Raw genomic sequence first — 19,395 nt, forward strand, 5'->3', positions numbered from 1 at the left:
TTCCCCGTCCGCCTCGCCTGACGGGGCAGAGCGACCGTGCGTGCGACCAGTCCGAGCGCTCAGTCCAGCCAGAAGTCGTCGCCAGCCGCTTGAACCTGATCGTCCAGAAACTCTGTCGTGCGTCGTACGCGTGCGAGCTCATGCGTGTCCTCGTGCGTGACGCGCCAGTAGCTGCGTATCAGCCGCACCTTGTCTGCCAGGACAGGGACCAGGTCCGGGTGGTGGCGTCCCATGAAATGGGGCAGGACGCCCAGGCCAGCGCCGCCGGCCACGGCCGTCATCTGACTGATCACGTTGGAGACGCGCAAGTGCGGACGCAGGCCGCGTTGCACCTGCGGCAGGTAATCCAGCTGGTCGGTCCACATCAGGTCCTCGACATAGCCGATCCATCGGTGTGCCGCGAGATCCTCGCGTTGGTGGATGGCGTCATGCTTGTCGAGGTAGGACGGACTGGCGTACAGCCCCAGGGCGTAATCCACCAGCTTGTGCGCGTAGACGCGACCCTGGGCGGGCCGCGTCATCGTGATGGCCAGGTCGGCCTCGCGCTTGGACAGGCTGAAGCTGCGGGGTGTCGCCACCAGTTCGATCTCCAACCGCGGGTGACTCGCCGCCAGAGTCGCCAATCGTGGGGCGATGAAGTAGGTCCCGAAGCCCTCGGGCGATCCCACGCGAACGCTGCCTGAGAGATTCTGCTCGGCTTCGCTCAGGCGCCCGTGCAGACGCAGTGCCAATGCCTCCATCTCCTCGGCGTCCGGGAGCAGCTGCTCGCCCTCGGAGGTGAGCACGAAGCCCACGGGGCGCCGTTCGAACAACGGCGCACCCAGGGCGGCTTCCAGGCCGCTGATGCGCCGGCTCAGCGTGCTGTGGTCCACGCCGAGCTGGCGCGCGGCGACGGTCAGACGGCCTGTCCTGGCCATGGCCAGGAACGCACGCAGATCGTTCCAGTCGAAATCGGGCATGCGGTTCCTTGCACAACGGGTGTTCTTGATTCTGCATTCTCTTGCAGAAATCTAGAAGCTATCGTGCCCTTGTCATGACGCACATCGATGCGTGACACCGCACCCGCAGAGGTGCCGGACGACAGCAACGGAGACAGGCATGGGTTCATGGAGACACACGGGGACGCGGGCGCTGGACCTCGCCGGCGCGACCCTGCTGGCGCTGATGGTGGTGCTGGTGTTCGGCAACGTGGTGATGCGCTATGCCTTCGACGGCGGCATCACCGTGTCAGAGGAACTGGCCCGCTGGGCGTTCGTCTGGATGACCTTGCTGGGCGCGGTCACCGCCATCGACCGGCACGCCCACCTTGGCAGCGACCTGCTGGTCTCTCGTCTGGGCCGCGGCGGCCGTCGGGCCTGCCTGCTCGCCAGCCAGATGCTGATGATCGTGATCACCGCACTCCTGCTGGTAGGCAGCTGGCAACAGTCGGTCATCAACTGGCAGGTGCGCGCACCGGTCAGCGGCCTGTCGATGGCGGGCTTCTACGGCGCCGGCGTGGTCTTCGGCGTGCTGGCCCTGGGCCTGCTGCTGCGGCAGGTCGCCCGCACCGTGGCGGGTGATCTCGCCGACAGCGAGCTGGTGATGGTCCAGGAGTCCGAGGATCTGGCGCAGGTCACGGACCTCCAGCTCGATCGCAGCGTGGCCTGGCGTCGTTGAGGAGCCGTCATGACCGTCTTCCTCTTCATCGGATCCCTGCTGGCCGTGATGGCCCTGGGCACGCCCATCGCCTATGCGCTGCTGGCCTCGGGCGTGGCCCTGATGTGGCAGCAGGACCTGTTCGACGCGCAGATCCTGGCGCAGAACGTGATCAACGGTGCCGACAGCTTCCCGCTGCTGGCCGTCCCCTTCTTCATGCTGGCCGGCGAGATCATGAACGTCGGCGGCCTGAGCCGCCGCATCGTCAACCTGGCGCTGGCACTGGTGGGCCACCGTCGTGGCGGCCTCGGCTTCGTCGTGATCGTCGCGGCCTGTCTGATGGCGGCGCTGTCGGGTTCGGCGGTGGCCGACACCGCGGCGCTGGCCTCGCTGCTGCTGCCGATGATGGCCCGCGCCGGGCATGACAAGGCGCGCGCCGGTGGCCTGATCGCCGCGGCCGGCATCATCGCGCCGGTCATTCCGCCGTCCATCGGCTTCGTGGTCTTCGGCGTGGCGGCCAACGTGTCCATCGGCAAGCTGTTCCTCGCGGGCATCGTGCCGGGCCTGCTGATGGCGCTGGCCCTGGCGCTGACCTGGGGCCTGCTGTCGCGGCGCGAGGCCGTGACCCCGCCGCCGCGTGCCACCGCCGCCGAACGCTGGACCGCGCTGCGCGAGTCCACCTGGGCCCTGGTGCTGCCGATCATCGTGGTAGTGGGCCTGAAGATGGGTGTTTTCACGCCCACCGAGGCGGCGGTGGTGGCGGCGGTGTACGCGCTGTTCGTGTCCACCGTGGTCTACCGCGAGTTGCGCTGGCACCAGCTCACCGAGGTCTTCGTCAGCGCCTCGCGCACCACCGCCGTCATCATGTTCCTGGTGGCGGCGGCCATGGTCAGCGCCTGGCTGATCACGGTGGCCGACGTGCCCTCTCAGGTGGTCAGTCTGCTGGAGCCTCTGCTGGGCCACCCAACCCTGTTGTTGCTGGCCATCATGGCCCTGGTGATGGTGGTGGGCACGGCGATGGACATGACGCCCACCATCCTGATCATGACCCCGGTGTTGATGCCCTTGGTGAAGGCCGCGGGCATCGACCCGGTGTACTTCGGCGTGCTCTTCATCATGAACAACGCGATCGGCCTGATCACCCCGCCGGTGGGCACCGTGCTCAACGTTGTCGCCGGCGTGGGCCGGCTGCGCATGGACGAGGTCAGCCGCGGCGTGTGGCCTTTCATGGCCGCGCAGACCGCCGTGATGTTCCTGCTCGTGTTCTTCCCGCAGCTGGTGATGGTGCCGCTGCGCTGGTTCCAGGGCTGAGCCACCGGCCGGCCCGCCTGACCCGGAGCGGCGAACCGCTCCTTCCTGCCCCCTGACGGAGACCCCAGTCCATGTCCCTCATCCGCAAGCTCAAGGCCCGTGCGCAGAACGGTCAACCGGTGCGCGTCGCCGTGATCGGCGCCGGCAAGTTCGGCTCCATGTACCTGTCGCAGGCACCGCGCACGCCGGGCATCCATCTCACCGCCGTGGTGGACCTCTCGCCCGACCGTGCCCGCGCCTCGCTGGCCCGCGTGGGCTGGGACACGCCGCGCTTCTCGGCCACCTCGCTGGCCCAGGCCAGGAAGGACGGCAGCACCTTCATCACCGACGACGCGCGCGCCGTCATCGCCAGCGACGCCGTGGACATCGTCATCGACGCCACCGGCAGCCCCGCGGCCGGCATCGCCCACGCGCTGATGTGCTGCGAGCACCGCAAGCACATCATCATGGTCAATGTGGAGGCCGACGTGCTGGCCGGCCCGTACCTGGCGCGCAAGGCCGCCGAGGCCGGGATCCTCTACAGCATGGCCTCGGGCGACCAGCCGGCCCTCATCGCCGAGCTGGTGGACTGGGCCCGCACCATCGGCATGGAGGTGGTGTGCGCCGGCAAGGGCACCAAGTACCTGCCGATCTACCATGCCAGCACGCCCGAGACCGTGTGGGGCCACTACGGCTTCAGCCGAGACCAGGTGGCGGGTGGCGACTTCAACGCCCAGATGTTCAACAGCTTCCTCGACGGCACCAAGTCGGCGCTGGAGATGGCGGCGGTGGCCAACGGCTGCGAGCTCTCGCCGCCCGAGGACGGCTTGGTCTTCCCGCCCGTGGGCGTCGACGACCTGCCGCACATCCTGCGTCCTGCCGATGAGGGCGGCATCCTGCCCAGGAAGGGCATGGTCGAGGTGGTCAGCTCCCTCGAGCGCGACGGCCGCCCGGTCTTCCGCGACCTGCGCTGGGGCGTGTACGCCGTGTTCGAGGCGCCCAGCCCCTACGTCAAGGACTGCTTCCAGCAGTACGGCCTGAAGACCGACGCCAGCGGCCGCTACGCCGCCATGTACAAGCCCTACCACCTGATCGGCCTGGAGCTGGGCATCTCGGTGGCCAGCATCGCCGTGCGCCAGGAGGCCACCGGCGCCACCGGCGAGTGGCGTGGTGACGTGGGCGCCACCGCCAAGCGCGCGCTCAAGGCCGGCGAGAAGCTCGACGGCGAAGGCGGCTTCACCGTTTACGGCAAGCTGATGCCCACGGCCACTTCTTTGCGCCGCCGCGCGCTGCCCATAGGCCTGGCACACAACATGGTGCTCAAGCGCGACATCGCTGCCGGTGAGATCGTGAGTTGGGACGACGTCGAGTACGACGGCAGCAAGCAGGCCGTGCAGGTGCGCCGCGCGCAGGAGGCGCTGTTCCGCCAGGAGCTGAACTTGTGATGGCGCTGCGCTGATGTGGCACTGCTGACGCCGGGCGTCCATGACCGGCCTCACCTGTGCCCTGCCGTCGATGTTCTTTCCAAGCACAAGCCTCCAGGAGACCGACCCATGCGTGCCCGACCCCTTGTTCGTCGTCTGTTGACCCACGTCCTGATCGCCACCCCGCTGCTGGCCGTCTTCGCGGCGCCTGTCGCCGCGCAGGAGATCCGCGAGCACACCCTGAAGTTCGCCTTCGTTCAGCCCAAGGAAAGCCACATGGGTGCGGGCGCACAGCGCTTTGCCGAGCTGGTGGCGGCCAGGTCCAAGGGCCGCATGCAGGTCAAGCTGTTCCCTGGCGGCACGCTGGGCGGCGACATCCAGACCCTGTCGGCGCTGCAGGGCGGAACCATCGAGATGACCACCCTGCCTCCGGGTCTGATGGTGGGCCTGGCCAAGCCCTTCGCGGTCTTCGACATGCCCTTCCTGTTCAACAGCTTCGCCGAAGCCGACGCGCTGCTCGACGGTCCCGTGGGCCAGAAGCTGATGACGCACGCGCCGGCCGGCCTGGTGGGCCTGGCCTACTGGGACCACGGCTTCCGCAACCTCAGCAACAGCCGCCGTCCGGTGGCCAGGCTGGAGGACTTCGCCGGCCTGAAGGTGCGCGTGTCGCAGTCGCCGATGATCATCGAGACCATCAACGGCCTGGGCGCCAACGCCACGCCCATGGCCTTCACCGAGGTCTATTCCGCGCTGGAGACCAAGGCCGTGGACGGCCAGGAGAACCCCACCGCGGTCTTCGACGCCAACAAGTTCAACGAGGTACAGAAGCACCTGTCGATCACGCGCCACCAGTACAACCCGCTGATCGTGCTGGCCAGCGGCAAGGCCTGGGCCAGGCTCAACGAGGCCGAGCGCAAGCTGCTGACGGAGGCCGCCACCGAGACGCGGGCCTACCAGCGCCAGGTCTCGCGCGAGATGGAGGCCAAGTCCACGGCCTCGCTCAAGTCCCGCGGCACCGTCGTCACCGAGCCCAGTGCTGCCGAGATCGAGCGCATGCGCCGCCACCTGGCGCCCGTCTCGGCCAAGCTGGCCAAGGACATCGGCGAGGCCCTGGTGGCCGAGGTCACCGCCGAGGTCCAGCGCCTGCGCGCATCCCGTTGACGATCGGCGCGCCGGCCGCGGCGCGCTCAACGCCGATGATGACTCGGCGCCAACTGATACACCGGCGTGTCCAGCCCCGCGTGCCGCGCCTTCAACTGCAGCGCCAGGAACTGCGAGTAGTGGCGGGACTGGTGCAGGTTGCCGCCGTGGATCCACAACTGGGGCACTTGCGTGGGCTTCCACATGTTGCGCAGCTCGCCTTCCCAGGGGCCGGGGTCCTTGGTGGTGGCGCTGCCCAGGCCCCAGCACTTGCCCACGCGGTCGGCCACCTCGGGTGACACCAGATCGGCCAGCCAGTGGTTCATCGAGCCGTAGCCGGTGGCGTAGACCAGCAGGTCGGCCTCCAGCTCGCTGCCGTCGGTCAGGGTCACGCTGCGCGGGTTGATGTGCTCGATGCTGACGCGGCTGCGCAGCTTGATGCGGCCGTCGGCCACCAGCTCGCTGGCGCCGACGTCGATGTAGTAGCCGGAGCCGCGGCGCAGGTACTTCATGAACAGGCCCGAGCCGTCCTCGCCGAAGTCCAGCAGGAAGCCGGCCTTCTCCAGCCGCGCGTAGAGGTCGGCGTCGCGCACCTTCATCGCCTCGTACACGGGGATGTGGAAGGTGTGCATGATCTTGTAGGGCACGCTGGCGAAGATCAGGTCGGCCTTGTGGTGGTCGATGCCCTGGGCCAGCGCCTGCTCGCTGTAGAGGCCGCCGAGGGCCAGCTCCATCAGCGAGTCGCTGGGCGCGATGTGGGTGCTGCTGCGCTGGATCATCGTCACGTCGCAGCCGTTCTCCCACAGCGCGGCGCAGATGTCGTGGGCCGAGTTGTTCGAGCCCAGCACCACGGCCTTCTTGCCGCGCCACTGCTCGGCCGTGCGGTGCTTGCTGGAGTGCACCTGCACGCCTTCGAAGCGCTCGGCGCCGGGGATCTGCGGGATGTGGGGATAGCCCGAGACACCGAGCGCGAACACCAGCTGCCTGGGCCGCAAGGTGAGGGGCTGGCCGTCGCGCAGCACGCGGACGGTCCAGCTCTGGGTGGCCTCGTCCCACTCGGCCTTCTCGGCCACGGTGGAGCCCCAGTAGTCGAGCTCCATGATGCGGGTGTAGTGCTCCAGCCAGTCACCGATCTTGTCCTTGGCCGCGAAGACGGGCCAGTCGTCGGGGAAGGGCAGGTAGGGCAGGTGGTCGTACCAGACCGGGTCGTGCAGGTGCAGGCTCTTGTAGCGGTTGCGCCAGCTGTCGCCGGGGCGCGGGTTCTTCTCGATGATCAGCGCGGGCACGCCCAGGCGCTTGAGCCGCGCACCCAACGCGATACCACCTTGGCCGCCGCCGATGATGACGACGTAGGGCTGCTCCTCGTGGCCGAGCCGGGCATGGGCCTCGTCCTTCTGCTCCAGCCAGCTCTTGCGGCCGGGGTGGATGCCGTGCTCGACGCCCTTGATGCGGCGCGGGCCCTTCTTCTCCTCGTGGCCCTTGAGCTCGACCATGGTGGTCAGCAGCGTCCAGGCGCGGTCGCCGTCGGGCGTGGCCTTCAGGCGCAGCAGGCCGCGGCCGCGGGACACGCGCGTCTCGAAGGTGAACCAGGCCTCGACCACGCCGCCGGCCTCGGTGGCCTCGCCTTCGAGCGCGAAGGCCGAGGGTGCGACGTCGGCGGCGCGGGCGGCCAGCATGTCGGCGATGGCCTCGCGGCTCTCGAAGGTGCGGATGTTCCAGGTGTAGCTGACGAGGTCGCGCCAGTAGCACGCGTCATCGAACAGGGCGGCGGTGGCGGCGGGCGGGCCGTCGCGCTGACTGGTCTCGAAGCGGGTCAGCCAGGCCTGGGCGCGGGCGCCGGGCGTCGCGTCCGCGGGCATGCCGGAAGGTGCGGCGGGGTTCATGGGTGGAGTCTCCTTGCCGTGTCACTCGGTGGGCTGCCGCCGCGGATCACGTGCCGCGGCGGTCGTGGCGCGGCCGGGTCAGGACCGCGTGAGCGGATCAGCGCAAGGGGCGTGCCGGGGGCTGGCGAACCGCCGTGTGACCGGTGTGGCCCAGGCGTTTGCCGTGTGGCTGAGCCGGGGCGGCACCGGGCAGCGTCACACCGGCACCGGGTGTGACGGTCGATGTGACAAGGGGGTGTGACAGTGCATCGGCCCGGATGTGACGTCACCGAGGCGGAGCCGCCGATCCCAGCGGGCCGGCCGGCCGTGTGATGTGGCGCGCGCGTGGGCGAGGCGGCCGCGACGCACGGCTGCGGCGGGCCTGCGTCCGTGGTCCTGCGGTTCCTGGATCGCGGGGTGGAGGTTGACCGCCTCGGCCACCTCAGTCCGTGACGGCGCCCAGGCGCCGCAGCCTGCGGTAGATCGTCATCCGGGCGCAGCCCAGCTGCCGTGCCAGGGCGGACACGTTGCCGCCCGCGGCCGCCAGCGCGGCGGGCAGGTCGGCGTCCGGCAGGGCCGTGGCTGGCGTCGAGGCGGGCCGCGGCGTGCGGCCGGCGGGCAGTGCCTGGATGGGCGTGAACCGGGCTGGCGGAGCCTGGACGGGCGCCGTGTTGCGTGCCGCCGGCGTGCCCTTCACGCCCGCACGGTCCGTCTCGACCTCGTCGTTCACCTCGTCCACCTCCCCCGCCCACTGCACCGCCTCCGGCAGATCCTCCCGCCGCACCAGCCGGCCATCGCCGATGGCACGCGCGTAGTCCATCGCGTTGCGCAGCTCGCGCAGATTGCCGGGCCAGGCGTGGGCGGCGATCGCGGCCCGGGCCTCGGGGCTCAGCCGCCAGCCCGTGTCATCGCGGACGTCGGCGTCGCCCGGCATGCGGTCGGCCAGCATCCGCTCGGCCAGCGCCAGCCGGTCGGCCCGCTCGCGCAGCGGTGGCAGGCGCAGCACGGCGCCGGCCAGGCGGTAGTACAGGTCCTCGCGGAAGCGGCCGCTGCGCACCAGTTCGTCGAGCGCGCAATGGGTGGCGGCCAGCACGTGCAGGCGCACCGGCACCGGGCGGGTGGCGCCGATGGGCAGCACCTCGCGTTCGGCCAGCACGCGCAGCAGCCGGGCCTGCAGCGCCAGCGGCATGTCGCCGATCTCGTCGAGGAACAGCGTGCCGCCGTCGGCCTCCTGGATCAGGCCCTTCTTGCCGCGGCTGCCCGCGCCCGAGAAGCTGCCGGGCAGGTGGCCGAACAGCTCGCTCTCGATCAGCGTCTCCGGGATCGCCGCGCAGTTGACGGCGATGAAGGGCGCGGCCGCGCGCCGGCTGGCCGCGTGCAGCGCGCGCGCCAGCCATTCCTTGCCACTGCCGGTCTCGCCGTGGATCAGCAGGCCCAGCGGGCTGTCGACCAGGCGCGCGGCGCGGGCCAGCTGGGCGTCGAGGGCGGGATCGCCGGCCGACAGCGCGGCCAGGGGCCCGGCTTCGGTGGTGTGGCGGCCCGGCCCGGCCGCGTCGAGGCCGCCGCGGGTGCGCGCGCCCGCACCCGGCCGCCACGGCGCCGCGGCCTGCAGGTACAGCGTCTGGGCCCGGCCGTCGGCGCCGGCGTGCAGGCGCTGCACCGGCTGCGCGCCGGTGCCGGCATCGCGGCCGCCCTGTCCGATGTCGGCCGCGCTGCCGCGGCCGTCGGCCAGCCGCGCCACCGTCTCCAGGTCGAGCGCCAGCAGCGTGTCCAGCGGCCGGCCGATCAGCGCCGACGGGCGGCTCAGCGATGCGCCCAGGCCCGCCGCGCCGGCCTCGAACAGCTGCTGCGCCGCCCGGCTGTGGCCGACGATGCGGCCGTCCTCGTCGACGGCCAGCAGATAGTCCGGCTGCACGGCCAGGAACTGCGGCGCGTGCGACAGCCGCAGCACGGCATCGCGCCGGTGCCGCTGCAGGAAGGCGGCATGCTCGACCTGGGCGGCCGAGGCGCGCACCAGTTGCAAGGCCAGGTGCTGGCTCTCCTTGGGCAGGCCGCTGGACAGCTGCGAGATGTCGAGCACCGCCTGCAGCCGGCCCTGGGTGTCGAAGATGGGCGCGGCGGTGCAGGTCAGCGGGATGTGGGTGGCGTCGAAGTGGTCGTCCAGATGCACCGTCAGCGCCTGGCCGGTGCGGATGCAGGTGCCCACGCCGCAGGTGCCGGCATGGTGCTCGCTCCAGTCCGAGCCCAGGTAGAGGCCGGCGCGCCGCAGGTGCGGCTCCAGCGACAGGTCGCCGATGAAATCGACGGTGACGCCGCGTGCATCGGTCAGCAGCACCACGTAACCCTGACCCGCGACCTGCGCGTACAGCGATTCCAGCCCGTGGCGGGCGATGGACAGGAAGCTGTCGAGCTGCTGCTGGTGCTCGCGCAGCCGGGCCTGGGGCAGGATGACGGCCTCCTGCAGCCGGCCCGGGTCCAGCCGGTGCTCGTGCACGCAGCGCTGCCAGCTGGCGCGGATCAGGCCGTCATGGCGGGCGGCGGCCGTGGCACCGGGGCCGCGCTCGGCCACCGCCATCACGGTGGCGATGTGGGCGCGTTGCCGGTCGGCCGGCGCGGGAACATAGGTGGGCATCCGCGGAACCTCCGGACGGGGGCGCCCACCGTAGCCCAGTGCCGCCACGCTGGCGATCGGGGAATCTCCGGCGGCCGGCCCGCCGCGCTGGTCCGTCCGGTCCGTCGCCTCAGAGCTTGACCATCACGTTGCGCAGCTCGGTGTAGAACTCCAGCGAGTGCACGCCGCCCTCGCGGCCGATGCCCGAGGCCTTGGCGCCGCCGAAGGGCGTGCGCAGGTCGCGCAGGAACCAGCTGTTGATCCAGCACAGGCCGACCTCGATGCCGCGGGCCATGCGGTGGGCGGTCGACAGGTCGCGCGTCCACACCGAGGTGGCCAGGCCGTAGTCGGTGGCGTTGGCCAGGGCCGGCGCCTCGTCGGCGGTGTCGAAGGGGGCGATGTGGCAGCAGGGGCCGAAGATCTCCTCGCGGATGACGGCCGAGCTCTCGGGCAGGCCGGTCCAGATGGTGGGTTGCACCCAGTGGCCGTCACGCAGATGGGCCGGCATGTCGGGCTCGCCGCCGCCGGTGACCACGGTGGCGCCGTCTGCCCGGGCGCGGGCGTAGTAGCCCAGCACCTTGCGCTTGTGCTCGGCCGAGATCAGCGGGCCCAGGCCGACGCCGGGCTCGTCCGACGGGCCGATCTTCAGTGCTGCCGCCTTGGCCGCCAGGGTCTGCACGAAGCGCTCGAACAGCGGGCGCTGCACGTACACCCGCTCGGTGCCCAGGCAGACCTGGCCGCAGTTCTCGAAGGCGCTGCGCATCACGCCGGCCACCGCCGCGTCCAGGTCCGCGTCGGCGAAGACGATGGCCGCGTTCTTGCCCCCCAGCTCGAAGCTGACCGGGCGCACGCCCCGGGCCGCGGCGGCCATGATGGCCTCGCCGGTGCGCGTCTCGCCGGTGAAGGTGATGGCGTCGACGTCCGGATGGCGGGTCAGCATCTCGCCGGCCGAGCCCGGCCCGAAGCCGTGCACCACGTTGTAGACGCCCTTGGGGATGCCCACCGCGTTCATCACCTCGCCCAGCAGCGTGGCGGTGGCCGGCGTCTCCTCGCTCGGCTTGACGACGACGGTGTTGCCGCAGGCCAGCGCCGGGCCCACCTTCCAGGTCATCAGCAGCAGCGGCAGGTTCCAGGGGCAGACCACGCCGACCACGCCCACCGGCGTGCGCAGCGCGTAGCTGATGGCCGTGCCGCCGTCGGGCGTGGTCATCTCGAAGGACTCGGTCGGCACGTTCTTGACGAGGTCGGCGAAGACCTTGAAGTTGGCCGCACCGCGCGGGATGTCGATGTGGGCGGCCAGGCTGCGTGGCTTGCCGGTGTCGGCCAGCTCGGCGGCCAGGAAGTCGTCGAAGCGGCGGTTGATCTCGTCGGCCAGCGCATGCAGCAGTTCGACCCGGCGGGCCACGCTGATGCGGCCCCACTCGCCCTTGAGGGCGGCCCGTGCGGCGGCCACGGCCGCGTCGACCTCGGCCTGGCCGGCCTCGTGCACGGCACCGATCACGCGGTTGTCGACGGGCGCGCGCTTGTCGAAGGTCTTGCCGGTGGCGACGAACTCGCCGTGGATGAAGTTCAGGAAATCGGGCATGGTGGGATCGTGCGAGAGGCGGATGGAAGGCGGCCCGGAAGGCTCAGCGCAGGCCGTCCGGATAACGGGTCACTTCAGGTCACCACCGAGAGGAAGGCCTCGTTGAGCTTGCGGTCGTGATAGAAGATCGCGCGGCCGACTTCCTCCCAGGTCCAGGTGATCGGGTCATGGTCGGGGTACCACTGGTAGCCGCCGGCGAAGGTCTCCATGCGGTTGCCGGACGGGTCGAAGAAGTAGATCGTCGTGCCGCGGGTGATGCCGTGGCGCGTCGGGCCCATGTCGATCGAGACGCGGTGCATGGTCATCAGGTCGGCCGCGCGCAGCACCTGCTCCCAGGTCTCCAGCATGAAGCTGACGTGGTGCAGCTTGCCGTCCTCGGCATGGCGCACCAGCGCGATGTCGTGGGCCTTGTTGCTGATGCTCAGCCAGACGCCCAGATCGGTCTGGCCGTCCTCCAGCTTGACGCGCTCGACGAGGCCGAAGTCCAGCACCTCGGCGAACAGGCGGTGGGCGGCGTCGATGTCGCCGCCGTACAGCAGCGCGTGGTCCATGCGCAGCGGGGCGATGCCGCGGGTGTCCTCGCGCCAGGCCTCGGGGTTGAGGTCGCCCAGGCCGTTGCCCACGCGCTGCTTGTCGGCGTAGAGCTCGATCATGTGGCCGGTCGGGATCTGGAAGCGCACGCGCTCGCCGGTGGCCAGCATCTCGCCGGCCGGCACGCGCTCGGTGGCCACGCCGTATTCCTTCAGCCGGCCTTCGAGCCGGCGCAGCGTCGGCGTGTCCATCACCTTGAAGGCGAAGCAGTCGATGCCGGCGCGGTCGGCCTTGCGCAGCACCAGGCTGTGGTGGTCGCGCTCGTCCCAGCACTTGAAGTAGACGCGCTGGGCATCGCGGCCGGTCTCCTGCAGGCCCATCACGCGGCTGTAGAAGTCGGCCGATTCGTCGAGGTCGAACACGCGGATCTGGGCGTGGCCGGGGCGCAGCACTCCGTGGAAGGCCATGGTGTCTGTCTCCTGTGGATGGATGTTGGATTCAGGGGCGTGACCGGGCCTGCGCCAGATCGTGCGACGGCGCTGGCAGGCGGTTCGGGGTGGGGATCAGGCCGCCGCGGCGCGCGGGCCGCGTGCCTGCGGCATCAGGCCGTGCGGCAGACCGACTTGCGCATCGCGCCGATCACCTGCAGTTCCAGGTCACTGCAGGGCTGGACGCGGCAGGCCAGCACGCGGCCGGCGCGCTCGTCGTCCTCGCTGACGTGGGCGCGGCTCATCAGGCCCTTCGCATAGTCGCCCGACATCACCTGCACCTTGCAGATGCCGCAGCCGCCGTTGCGGCAGCCCACGGGAATGCCGCGGCGGCCGAGGGCCTCCATGCCCGACAGCAGGTTGCGCTGCGTGTCGCAGGCATAGGTCTCGCCGGTATCGAGGATGCGGATCGCGTGACGGGGCATCGGTCGGTCTCCTGGGGCTGTCCGGCCGGTGGTCCGGCCTTGTGTTCGGACCTGCCGCCGGCCGCGGCGGGCTCGCCGGGGCGGTGTGCAGGATCGATGGCGCCGATGATGGGCGGCCCCGGCGATACTGTCCAATACCGATTTCCGGCGGCACGATACCGCTGCAGTATGGTTTTTGAGGGTTCTCCCGGAGCTGTCGATGGACCTGCGTCAGATGCGCTACTTCCTGGCCCTGGCCGAGGAGCGCCACTTCGGCCGCGCCGCCGAGCGCTTGCACATCACCCAGCCGCCGCTCACGCGCCAGATCCGCGCGCTGGAGGACGACCTGGGCACGCCGCTGTTCGTGCGCACGCCCAAGGGTGTGACGCTGACCGAGGCCGGCCAGGCCCTGCTGGCCGAGGTGCCCAATCTGCTGAGCCTGGCGCAGCGCGCCCGCGACCGCGCCCAGCGCGCCGGCGCCGGCCTGACCGGCCAGATCGACATCGGCATCTTCGGCTCCGGTGTGCTGGAGGTGATCCCGCGGCTGCTGGCGCGCTTCCACGCCGAGCGGCCCGAGGTGCGCCTCGTGCTGCACAACCTCAGCAAGGCCGAACAGCTGGAGGCGCTGCGCGAGCGCCGCATCAGCGTGGGCTTCAACCGCCTGCTGCCGGCCGATGACGATCTGGTGATCGAGACCGTGCAGCGCGAGCCGCTGCACCTGGCCGTGCCGGCCGACCATCCGCTGGCCGCGCGCGCGCAGGTGCCGCTGTCCGCCCTGCACGGCGTGCCGCTGATCCTCTACCCGAAGATGCCGGTGCCGGGCCTGGCCCAGCGCGTGCTGCAGGCGCTGGCGCGCGAGGGCGCCGAGCCGCGGGTGGAGTTCGAGGTCGAGGAGGTGCTGACCGCCGTGGCCCTGGTGGCCGGCGGCTTCGGCGTCTGCGTGACGACGGCCTCCAGTGCGCACCTGCGGCTGCCGGGCGTGGTCTGGCGGCCGCTGGACAGCGCCCATCTGCACGACATCGAGCTGAGCTGCGTCTGGCGCCGCGGTGACGCCAACCCGGTGCTGCAGGCCTTCCTGGAGGTGGTGCGTGCCCATGCGCGCGATCTGCGGGAGACGGCGGCCGCCGCGCAGGCGCCGGGCGCGGTGTCCGGGTCCGAACCCGGCATGGCCGCCCGCGGCGGCGGAAAAACGAAAGGCCCGGCGCGGGGGCGCAGGGCCTGATGGGGGGATCCACCGCGTGGGGTGGATCCGGGTCGATGCACGGGCCCGGGCGGGCCGCCGCGCCTCAGCGCTTGCGGTCGGCCAGGCGCTCGCGGCTCATCGAGCGGCGCACCGACCAGGGGCCGTCGTGGAACGGGCTCTCATGCTTGGAGTCACGGCGCTCGTCGAGCGGGCCCTGGCCACTGGGGCGGGCCTGCTTGGACGGCGTGACGGGCAGCGGATGGCGAGTCGGCATTCAGCAGGGGACGGGCTGGAAGGCCACGTCATCAATTGGGATGTGATGCCGTAACGCGTCTGGAACTGGGGTGGTTGACGAGCCGACACAAAAAAGTGTGGGTGCCGCCCGGCCCGTCTCCATCGCGCCCGCGCCCGCTGCCGCTCAGCCGGCGGCAGCCGCCGCCAGCGCTGCGGCCGCCGCGTCGGCCGGGCCGGCGGCGCGCTCGCGCAGATGCGCCAGCGCCTCCTCGACCTGGTCGACCAGCACCAGGCACAGGTCGCCCGGGCGCAGCGCGGCCAGCGCATGGTCGATGGCCAGGAACTCGCCACGGATCTCGTCGACGCCCTGCACCCGCGGCGCGCCCTTCAGGCCCTCGCGCAGCAGGCCCAGCACCTCGCCGTCGGCACGGCCGCGCTGGGCCGCGTCCTGGTAGAGGATGACGTGGTCGAAGGCGGCGCCCAGGATCCCGGTCTGCTCGCGGATGTCCTCGTCGCGGCGGTCGCCGGCCGCGCTGATGACCACCGAGCGGCGCTGCGCCGGCATCGCGTCGACGGCGCCGACCAGGGCGCGCATCGCGTCCGGGTTGTGGCCGTAGTCGGCGATCACGGTCGCGCCGTGCATGTCCATCACGTTGAAGCGGCCGGGCGCGTTCTGCGCGTCGTTGACGAAGCTGGCCAGACCGGCGCGCACCGCCTCGAAGGGCAGGCCGCAGCCCCAGGCCGCGGCCACCGAGGCCAGCGCGTTCTCGACCTGGAAGCCGATCGCGCCGCCGCGCGTCAGCGGCACCTCGCGCAGCGGCACGCTGGCGCGCGCCGATCCCTCGACGGCGACGATGTCGTTGCCCTCGATGAACACGCAGCGGCGGCCGAGCGCGCGGTGCGCGACCAGCGCCGGCAGCTGCGCGTCACGGGCGAACAGGATCACCTCGCCCGGGCAGTGGGCGGCCATCGCCAGCGTGATCGGATCGGCGGCGTTGAGCACCGCATAACCGGTCTCGGCCACGTTCTGCACGATCACCCGCTTGAGCACCGCCAGGTCCTCGACGGTGGTGATGTAGTTCAGGCCCAGATGGTCGCCGGCGCCGACGTTGGTCACCACCGCCACCTGGCAGCGGTCGAAGGCCAGGCCCTCGCGCAGCATGCCGCCGCGCGCGGTCTCCAGCACCGCGGCCTCGGTGTCGGGGTGGGCCAGCACGTTGCGGGCGCTCTTCGGGCCCGAGCAGTCGCCGCTGTCGATCTGGTGGCCGTCGATCCACACGCCGTCGGTGTTGGTCATGCCGGTGCAGTAGCCGGCGGCGGTGAACAGGTGGGCGATCAGGCGGGTGACGGTGGTCTTGCCGTTGGTGCCGGTGACGGCCACGACCGGGATGCGGCCCTCGTCGCCCGGCGGGTACAGGCGCTCGACGATGGCCTCGCCGACCGCGCGCGGCTTGCCGTAGCTGGGCGCCAGGTGCATGCGCAGACCCGGCGCGGCATTGACCTCGACCACGCCGCCGCGCTGCTGCTCCAGCGGCACGCCGATGTTCTCGCACACCACGTCGACGCCGCAGATCTCCAGGCCGATCATGCGTGCGGCCTCGACGGCGCGCGCGGCGACTTCCGGGTGCACGTCGTCGGTGACGTCGGTGGCGCTGCCGCCGGTGCTCAGGTTGGCGTTGTTGCGCAGCAGCACGCGCTGGCCGGGCGTGGGCACGTCATCGGGCTGCAGGCCCTGCAGCTGCAGGCGGGCCAGCGCGATGTCGTCCAGGCGGATGCGGGTCAGCGGCGTGGCATGGCCGTCGCCGCGGCGCGGGTCGGTGTTGACGGTGTCGACCAGCTGGCGCACGGTGTGCACGCCGTCGCCGATCACGTGTGGCGGGTCGCGCCGGGCGGCGGCCACCAGCTTCTCGCCCACCACCAGCAGGCGGAAGTCATGGCCGGGCAGGAACTGCTCGACCATCGGCGTGCCGATCTCCTCGGCGGCGCGGTAGGCGATCTCGAAGTGGGCGCGGTCGACCACGTTGACGGTCACGCCCTTGCCCTGGTTGCCGTCCTGCGGCTTGACCACCACCGGCAGGCCGATCTGCTGCGCGACGGCCCAGCCCTCGTCCAGCGTGTGGACCGGCCGGCCGCGCGGCACCGGCACGCCGGCGGCCGCGAGCAGGCGCTTGCTCAGGTCCTTGTCCTGGGCGATGGACTCGGCCACCGCGCCGGTGGAGTCGACCTCGGCGGCCCAGATGCGGCGCTGCTTCACGCCCCAGCCGAACTGCACCAGGCTGCCCTCGGTCAGGCGGCGGTAGGGGATGCCACGGTCGACGGCGGCGTGGACGATCGAGCCGGTGCTCGGGCCCAGGCGGATGTCCTCGTCGATCTCGCGCAGCTCGGCCAGCGCGGCCGTGATGTCGAAGGCCGCGCCGGTGGTGGCGGCGGCCAGCATCTGCTCGGCCAGCGCCAGCGCGCGGCGGCCGACCTTCTCCTCGGTGTATTCGACGACGATCTGGTAGACGCCGGCCTCGGGCGTGGCGGTCGAGCGGGAGAAGCTGACGCGGCAGCCGGCGCGGGCCTGCAGCGCCAGCGTCGTGCGCTCCAGCCAGCGCGCCAGCGGCACGGCCTGGGCGCCGCCGACCGGGCGCACCGGGGCCAGCTCGGGCAGCCACTCGCGCAGGCGCTCTTCCAGCGGGGCGCCGGCGGCGATGGCGGTCTCGTCGGTCGCGCAGTGCACGACGGCCTCGATCGCGGTGTGGCGGCTCCACAGATTGGGTCCGCGCAGCGCGCGGATACGGGTCACTTGCATGGGCGGGGCGGTGTCAGCGGGTCTCTGCGCGAGCGCGGGTGTCGAAGGTGTCCAGGCCGGCGGCCAGCAGGGCCGGCGCGAGGCCGAAGGCCCAGGCCGCGGCGATGGCCGGCAGCATCACGGCCGGCGCGGCCGCCGGCGCCTGGCGCAGCGCCAGCGCGGTCTCGGCCGTGCCGTCGCACAGCCAGGCCCGGCCGTCGCGCCACAGCACGGCGCGGCCGCCGGCGGCGCGGTGGTCGGCCAGCGGGGCCGCGTCGGTCGCGTACAGCAGCACGCTGCCGTCGCAATGGCGGGCCAGTTCGGCCACGCGCGGGTCGTCGGCATTGAGCACGCCCACGCCGTCGTCCAGCACCACGTCCATCTGCGTGCGCAGCACGCGCGGCAGGTCGTCGGCGCTGCGGATGTCGTGGCGCGCCAGCGCCTCGGCGCCGTCCAGGTCGGTCACCACGCCGATGCGGCAGCGGTCATAGACCAGGCCCTGGTCGAGCAGGGTGGCCGCGCCGTTCTCGAACACCGCCACGTCGACCTCGCGGTTGAGCAGCAGGCGCTCGGCCACGGTGCCGTCGGTGGCGTCGGCGTCGTCGATGCGGCGCTCGCCCAGGAACAGGCCGTCGCGGCAGGCCAGGCCCACCTTGCGGCCGGCGAGCTGCAGCAGCCAGGCCAGCAGGCGCGCCACGTCCTGCGGCGCCTGGCCGCCGGCGATGCCCAGCAGCGGGATGCGGCCGTCGTCGCCGGGCGGGAACAGGTGGTCGATGATGGCCTGGCCGACCGGCCGCGGCGAGCCGACCGCCGGCTTCAGGTGCATCAGCAGGCCGGGGCCGGCGTTGACCTCGACCACCGCCGCATCCTGGCCGGCCAGCGGACGGCGCACGTCCTCGGCCACCAGATCGACGCCGGCGATGTCCAGCCCCACGGTGCGCGCGGCCAGCGAGACCACGCGGGCGAAGTCCGGGTGCAGGTCGTCGGTGCAGTCGATCGAGACGTTGCCGCTGCGCTGGATCAGCACCTTGCGGCCGGCCGCCGGCACCGAGTCGCCGTCCAGGCCCTGGCGCTCCAGCAGCAGGCGGATCACCGGCTCGCGGTCGAGCTTCAGCGTCTCCAGCGGGAACTCCTCGGCCTCGCCGCGGCGCGGATCGGTGTTGAGCTGGCTGTCGATCAGCTGCGCGATGGTCGAGCTGCCGTCGCCGTGCACCCACAGGCTTTCGCCGCGGGCGGCGGCCACCACGCGGCCGGCCACCACCAGCAGGCGGTGCTCGTCGCCGCGGATGTAGCGCTCGATGATGACCTCGCTGCCCTCGGCATCGGCCACGTGCCAGGCGGCCTCGACCTCGGCCTGGGTCGACAGCTCCAGGCTGACGCCGCGGCCGTGGTTGCCGTCGGTCGGCTTGACGGTGACCGGCAGGCCGATCGACTGCGCCACGTCCCAGGCGTCCTCGGGCCGGTCGACCACCTCGCCCTCGGGGATCGGCACGCCGACGGCGCCGATCAGGCGCTTGGTCAGGTCCTTGTCGCCGGCGATGCCTTCGGCGATCGCGCTGGTGCGGTCGGTCTCGGCGGTCCAGATGCGGTGCTGGCGGCAGCCGTGGCCCAGCTGCACCAGGTTGCCGTCGTTCAGCCGCAGGTGCGGGATGCGGCGTTCGGTGGCCGAGGCCACGATGTGCGCGGTGCTCGGGCCGAGGTAGGCGCTGTCGATGGCCTCGCGCACGGCCTCGACCGCGGCGGCCACGTCGACCGGGCGGTCGTTGATCAGCCCCATCAGCAGCGTGTGGCCCTGGGCCAGCGCGGCGCGGCCGACGGCCTCGTCCCGCGCGCGGAAGACCATGCGGTAGACGCCGGTGGTCGAGGTGCTGCGGGTCTGGCCGAAGCCGGTGGGCATGCCCGCCAGGTTCAGCAGCTCGATGACGATGTGCTCCAGCACATGGCCCATCCAGGTGCCGTCCTGCAGGCGCTGCAGGAAGCCGCCGCGCTCACCGACGCCGCAGTGGTGCTCCTCGAGTGCGGGCAGGGCGGCCGTCAGGCGGGCGACGAAGCCGGGGATCCGGTTCGACGGCCATTCCTCGAGGGTGCCGAGGTCCAGCCAGACCTCGAGAGCCGAGCGGTAGGTCCACAGATTCGGGCCGCGCAGATAGGTGATGCGCAGCAGGCGGATGTCGTCAAACGTGGTCATCAGATGGGGGCGGGTCAGGCGCCGAGAGCGGCGCACTCAGACCGTGA

14 protein-coding genes are annotated in these 19,395 nt (G+C 71.8%); 5 read left to right on the forward strand and 9 right to left on the reverse strand.

All coding sequences use genetic code 11. The features are described from left to right. Positions 1-59: 59 nt before the first annotated feature. Entirely contained in the window at positions 60-959 is a 900-nt protein-coding gene (locus tag AACH11_RS16850; RefSeq protein ID WP_341375416.1) for a LysR family transcriptional regulator, read from the reverse strand. A gap of 139 nt (positions 960-1,098) precedes the next feature. On the opposite strand from AACH11_RS16850, the gene AACH11_RS16855 reads away from it, so the two are divergent. From AACH11_RS16855 to AACH11_RS16870, 4 genes are all read left to right on the forward strand, one after another. Then, entirely contained in the window at positions 1,099-1,656 is a 558-nt protein-coding gene (locus AACH11_RS16855) for a TRAP transporter small permease (protein WP_341375417.1), read from the forward strand. A gap of 9 nt (positions 1,657-1,665) precedes the next feature. Continuing rightward, positions 1,666-2,946 (forward strand): TRAP transporter large permease, encoded by a 1,281-nt coding sequence (locus tag AACH11_RS16860; RefSeq protein ID WP_341375418.1) that lies wholly within the window; start codon positions 1,666-1,668, stop codon positions 2,944-2,946. A 71-nt stretch (positions 2,947-3,017) separates the two neighbouring features. After that, on the forward strand, positions 3,018-4,370 hold the full coding sequence (locus tag AACH11_RS16865) for an NAD(P)H-dependent oxidoreductase (protein ID WP_341375419.1): 1,353 nt from the start codon (positions 3,018-3,020) through the stop codon (positions 4,368-4,370). A gap of 108 nt (positions 4,371-4,478) precedes the next feature. Beyond that, a complete protein-coding gene (locus AACH11_RS16870; RefSeq protein ID WP_341375420.1) occupies positions 4,479-5,510 on the forward strand; it encodes a TRAP transporter substrate-binding protein in 1,032 nt (343 codons plus the stop codon). A 26-nt stretch (positions 5,511-5,536) separates the two neighbouring features. On the opposite strand, the gene AACH11_RS16875 is transcribed toward AACH11_RS16870, so the two are convergent. The 5 genes from AACH11_RS16875 to AACH11_RS16895 form a co-directional block, all read right to left on the reverse strand. Then, positions 5,537-7,348 carry a flavin-containing monooxygenase gene (locus AACH11_RS16875; RefSeq protein WP_423228768.1) on the reverse strand — a complete coding sequence of 604 codons (1,812 nt, stop codon included), beginning with the start codon at positions 7,346-7,348 and terminating at the stop codon, positions 5,537-5,539. Positions 7,349-7,793: 445 nt separating this feature from the next. Continuing rightward, positions 7,794-9,983 carry a sigma-54-dependent Fis family transcriptional regulator gene (locus AACH11_RS16880; RefSeq protein WP_341375422.1) on the reverse strand — a complete coding sequence of 730 codons (2,190 nt, stop codon included), beginning with the start codon at positions 9,981-9,983 and terminating at the stop codon, positions 7,794-7,796. A gap of 109 nt (positions 9,984-10,092) precedes the next feature. Next, positions 10,093-11,547 (reverse strand): 2-hydroxymuconic semialdehyde dehydrogenase, encoded by a 1,455-nt coding sequence (locus AACH11_RS16885; RefSeq protein WP_341375423.1) that lies wholly within the window; start codon positions 11,545-11,547, stop codon positions 10,093-10,095. A gap of 74 nt (positions 11,548-11,621) precedes the next feature. After that, positions 11,622-12,545, reverse strand: coding sequence for a catechol 2,3-dioxygenase (locus AACH11_RS16890; RefSeq protein ID WP_341375424.1), 924 nt, complete (start codon positions 12,543-12,545; stop codon positions 11,622-11,624). 134 nt (positions 12,546-12,679) lie between these two features. Further along, positions 12,680-12,991, reverse strand: a complete 312-nt coding sequence (locus AACH11_RS16895) for a 2Fe-2S iron-sulfur cluster-binding protein (protein ID WP_341375425.1) — start codon at positions 12,989-12,991, stop codon at positions 12,680-12,682. A gap of 199 nt (positions 12,992-13,190) precedes the next feature. Here AACH11_RS16895 and AACH11_RS16900 point away from each other — a divergent pair, with 199 nt between their 5' ends. After that, positions 13,191-14,192 (forward strand): LysR family transcriptional regulator, encoded by a 1,002-nt coding sequence (locus tag AACH11_RS16900; RefSeq protein ID WP_341375426.1) that lies wholly within the window; start codon positions 13,191-13,193, stop codon positions 14,190-14,192. A gap of 64 nt (positions 14,193-14,256) precedes the next feature. Here the strand turns inward: AACH11_RS16900 and AACH11_RS16905 are convergent, their stop codons facing one another. The 3 genes from AACH11_RS16905 to AACH11_RS16915 form a co-directional block, all read right to left on the reverse strand. Next, positions 14,257-14,427: a hypothetical protein gene (locus AACH11_RS16905; protein ID WP_341375427.1), complete on the reverse strand. Its 171-nt coding sequence runs from the start codon at positions 14,425-14,427 to the stop codon at positions 14,257-14,259. Positions 14,428-14,571: 144 nt separating this feature from the next. Then, positions 14,572-17,181: a cyanophycin synthetase gene (gene cphA / locus AACH11_RS16910; RefSeq protein WP_341375428.1), complete on the reverse strand. Its 2,610-nt coding sequence runs from the start codon at positions 17,179-17,181 to the stop codon at positions 14,572-14,574. 13 nt (positions 17,182-17,194) lie between these two features. Beyond that, positions 17,195-19,348: a cyanophycin synthetase gene (locus AACH11_RS16915; RefSeq protein WP_341375429.1), complete on the reverse strand. Its 2,154-nt coding sequence runs from the start codon at positions 19,346-19,348 to the stop codon at positions 17,195-17,197. Positions 19,349-19,395 lie beyond the last annotated feature (47 nt).

This window comes from Pseudaquabacterium rugosum, from assembly GCF_038066575.1.
Classification (GTDB): domain Bacteria; phylum Pseudomonadota; class Gammaproteobacteria; order Burkholderiales; family Burkholderiaceae_C; genus Pseudaquabacterium; species Pseudaquabacterium rugosum.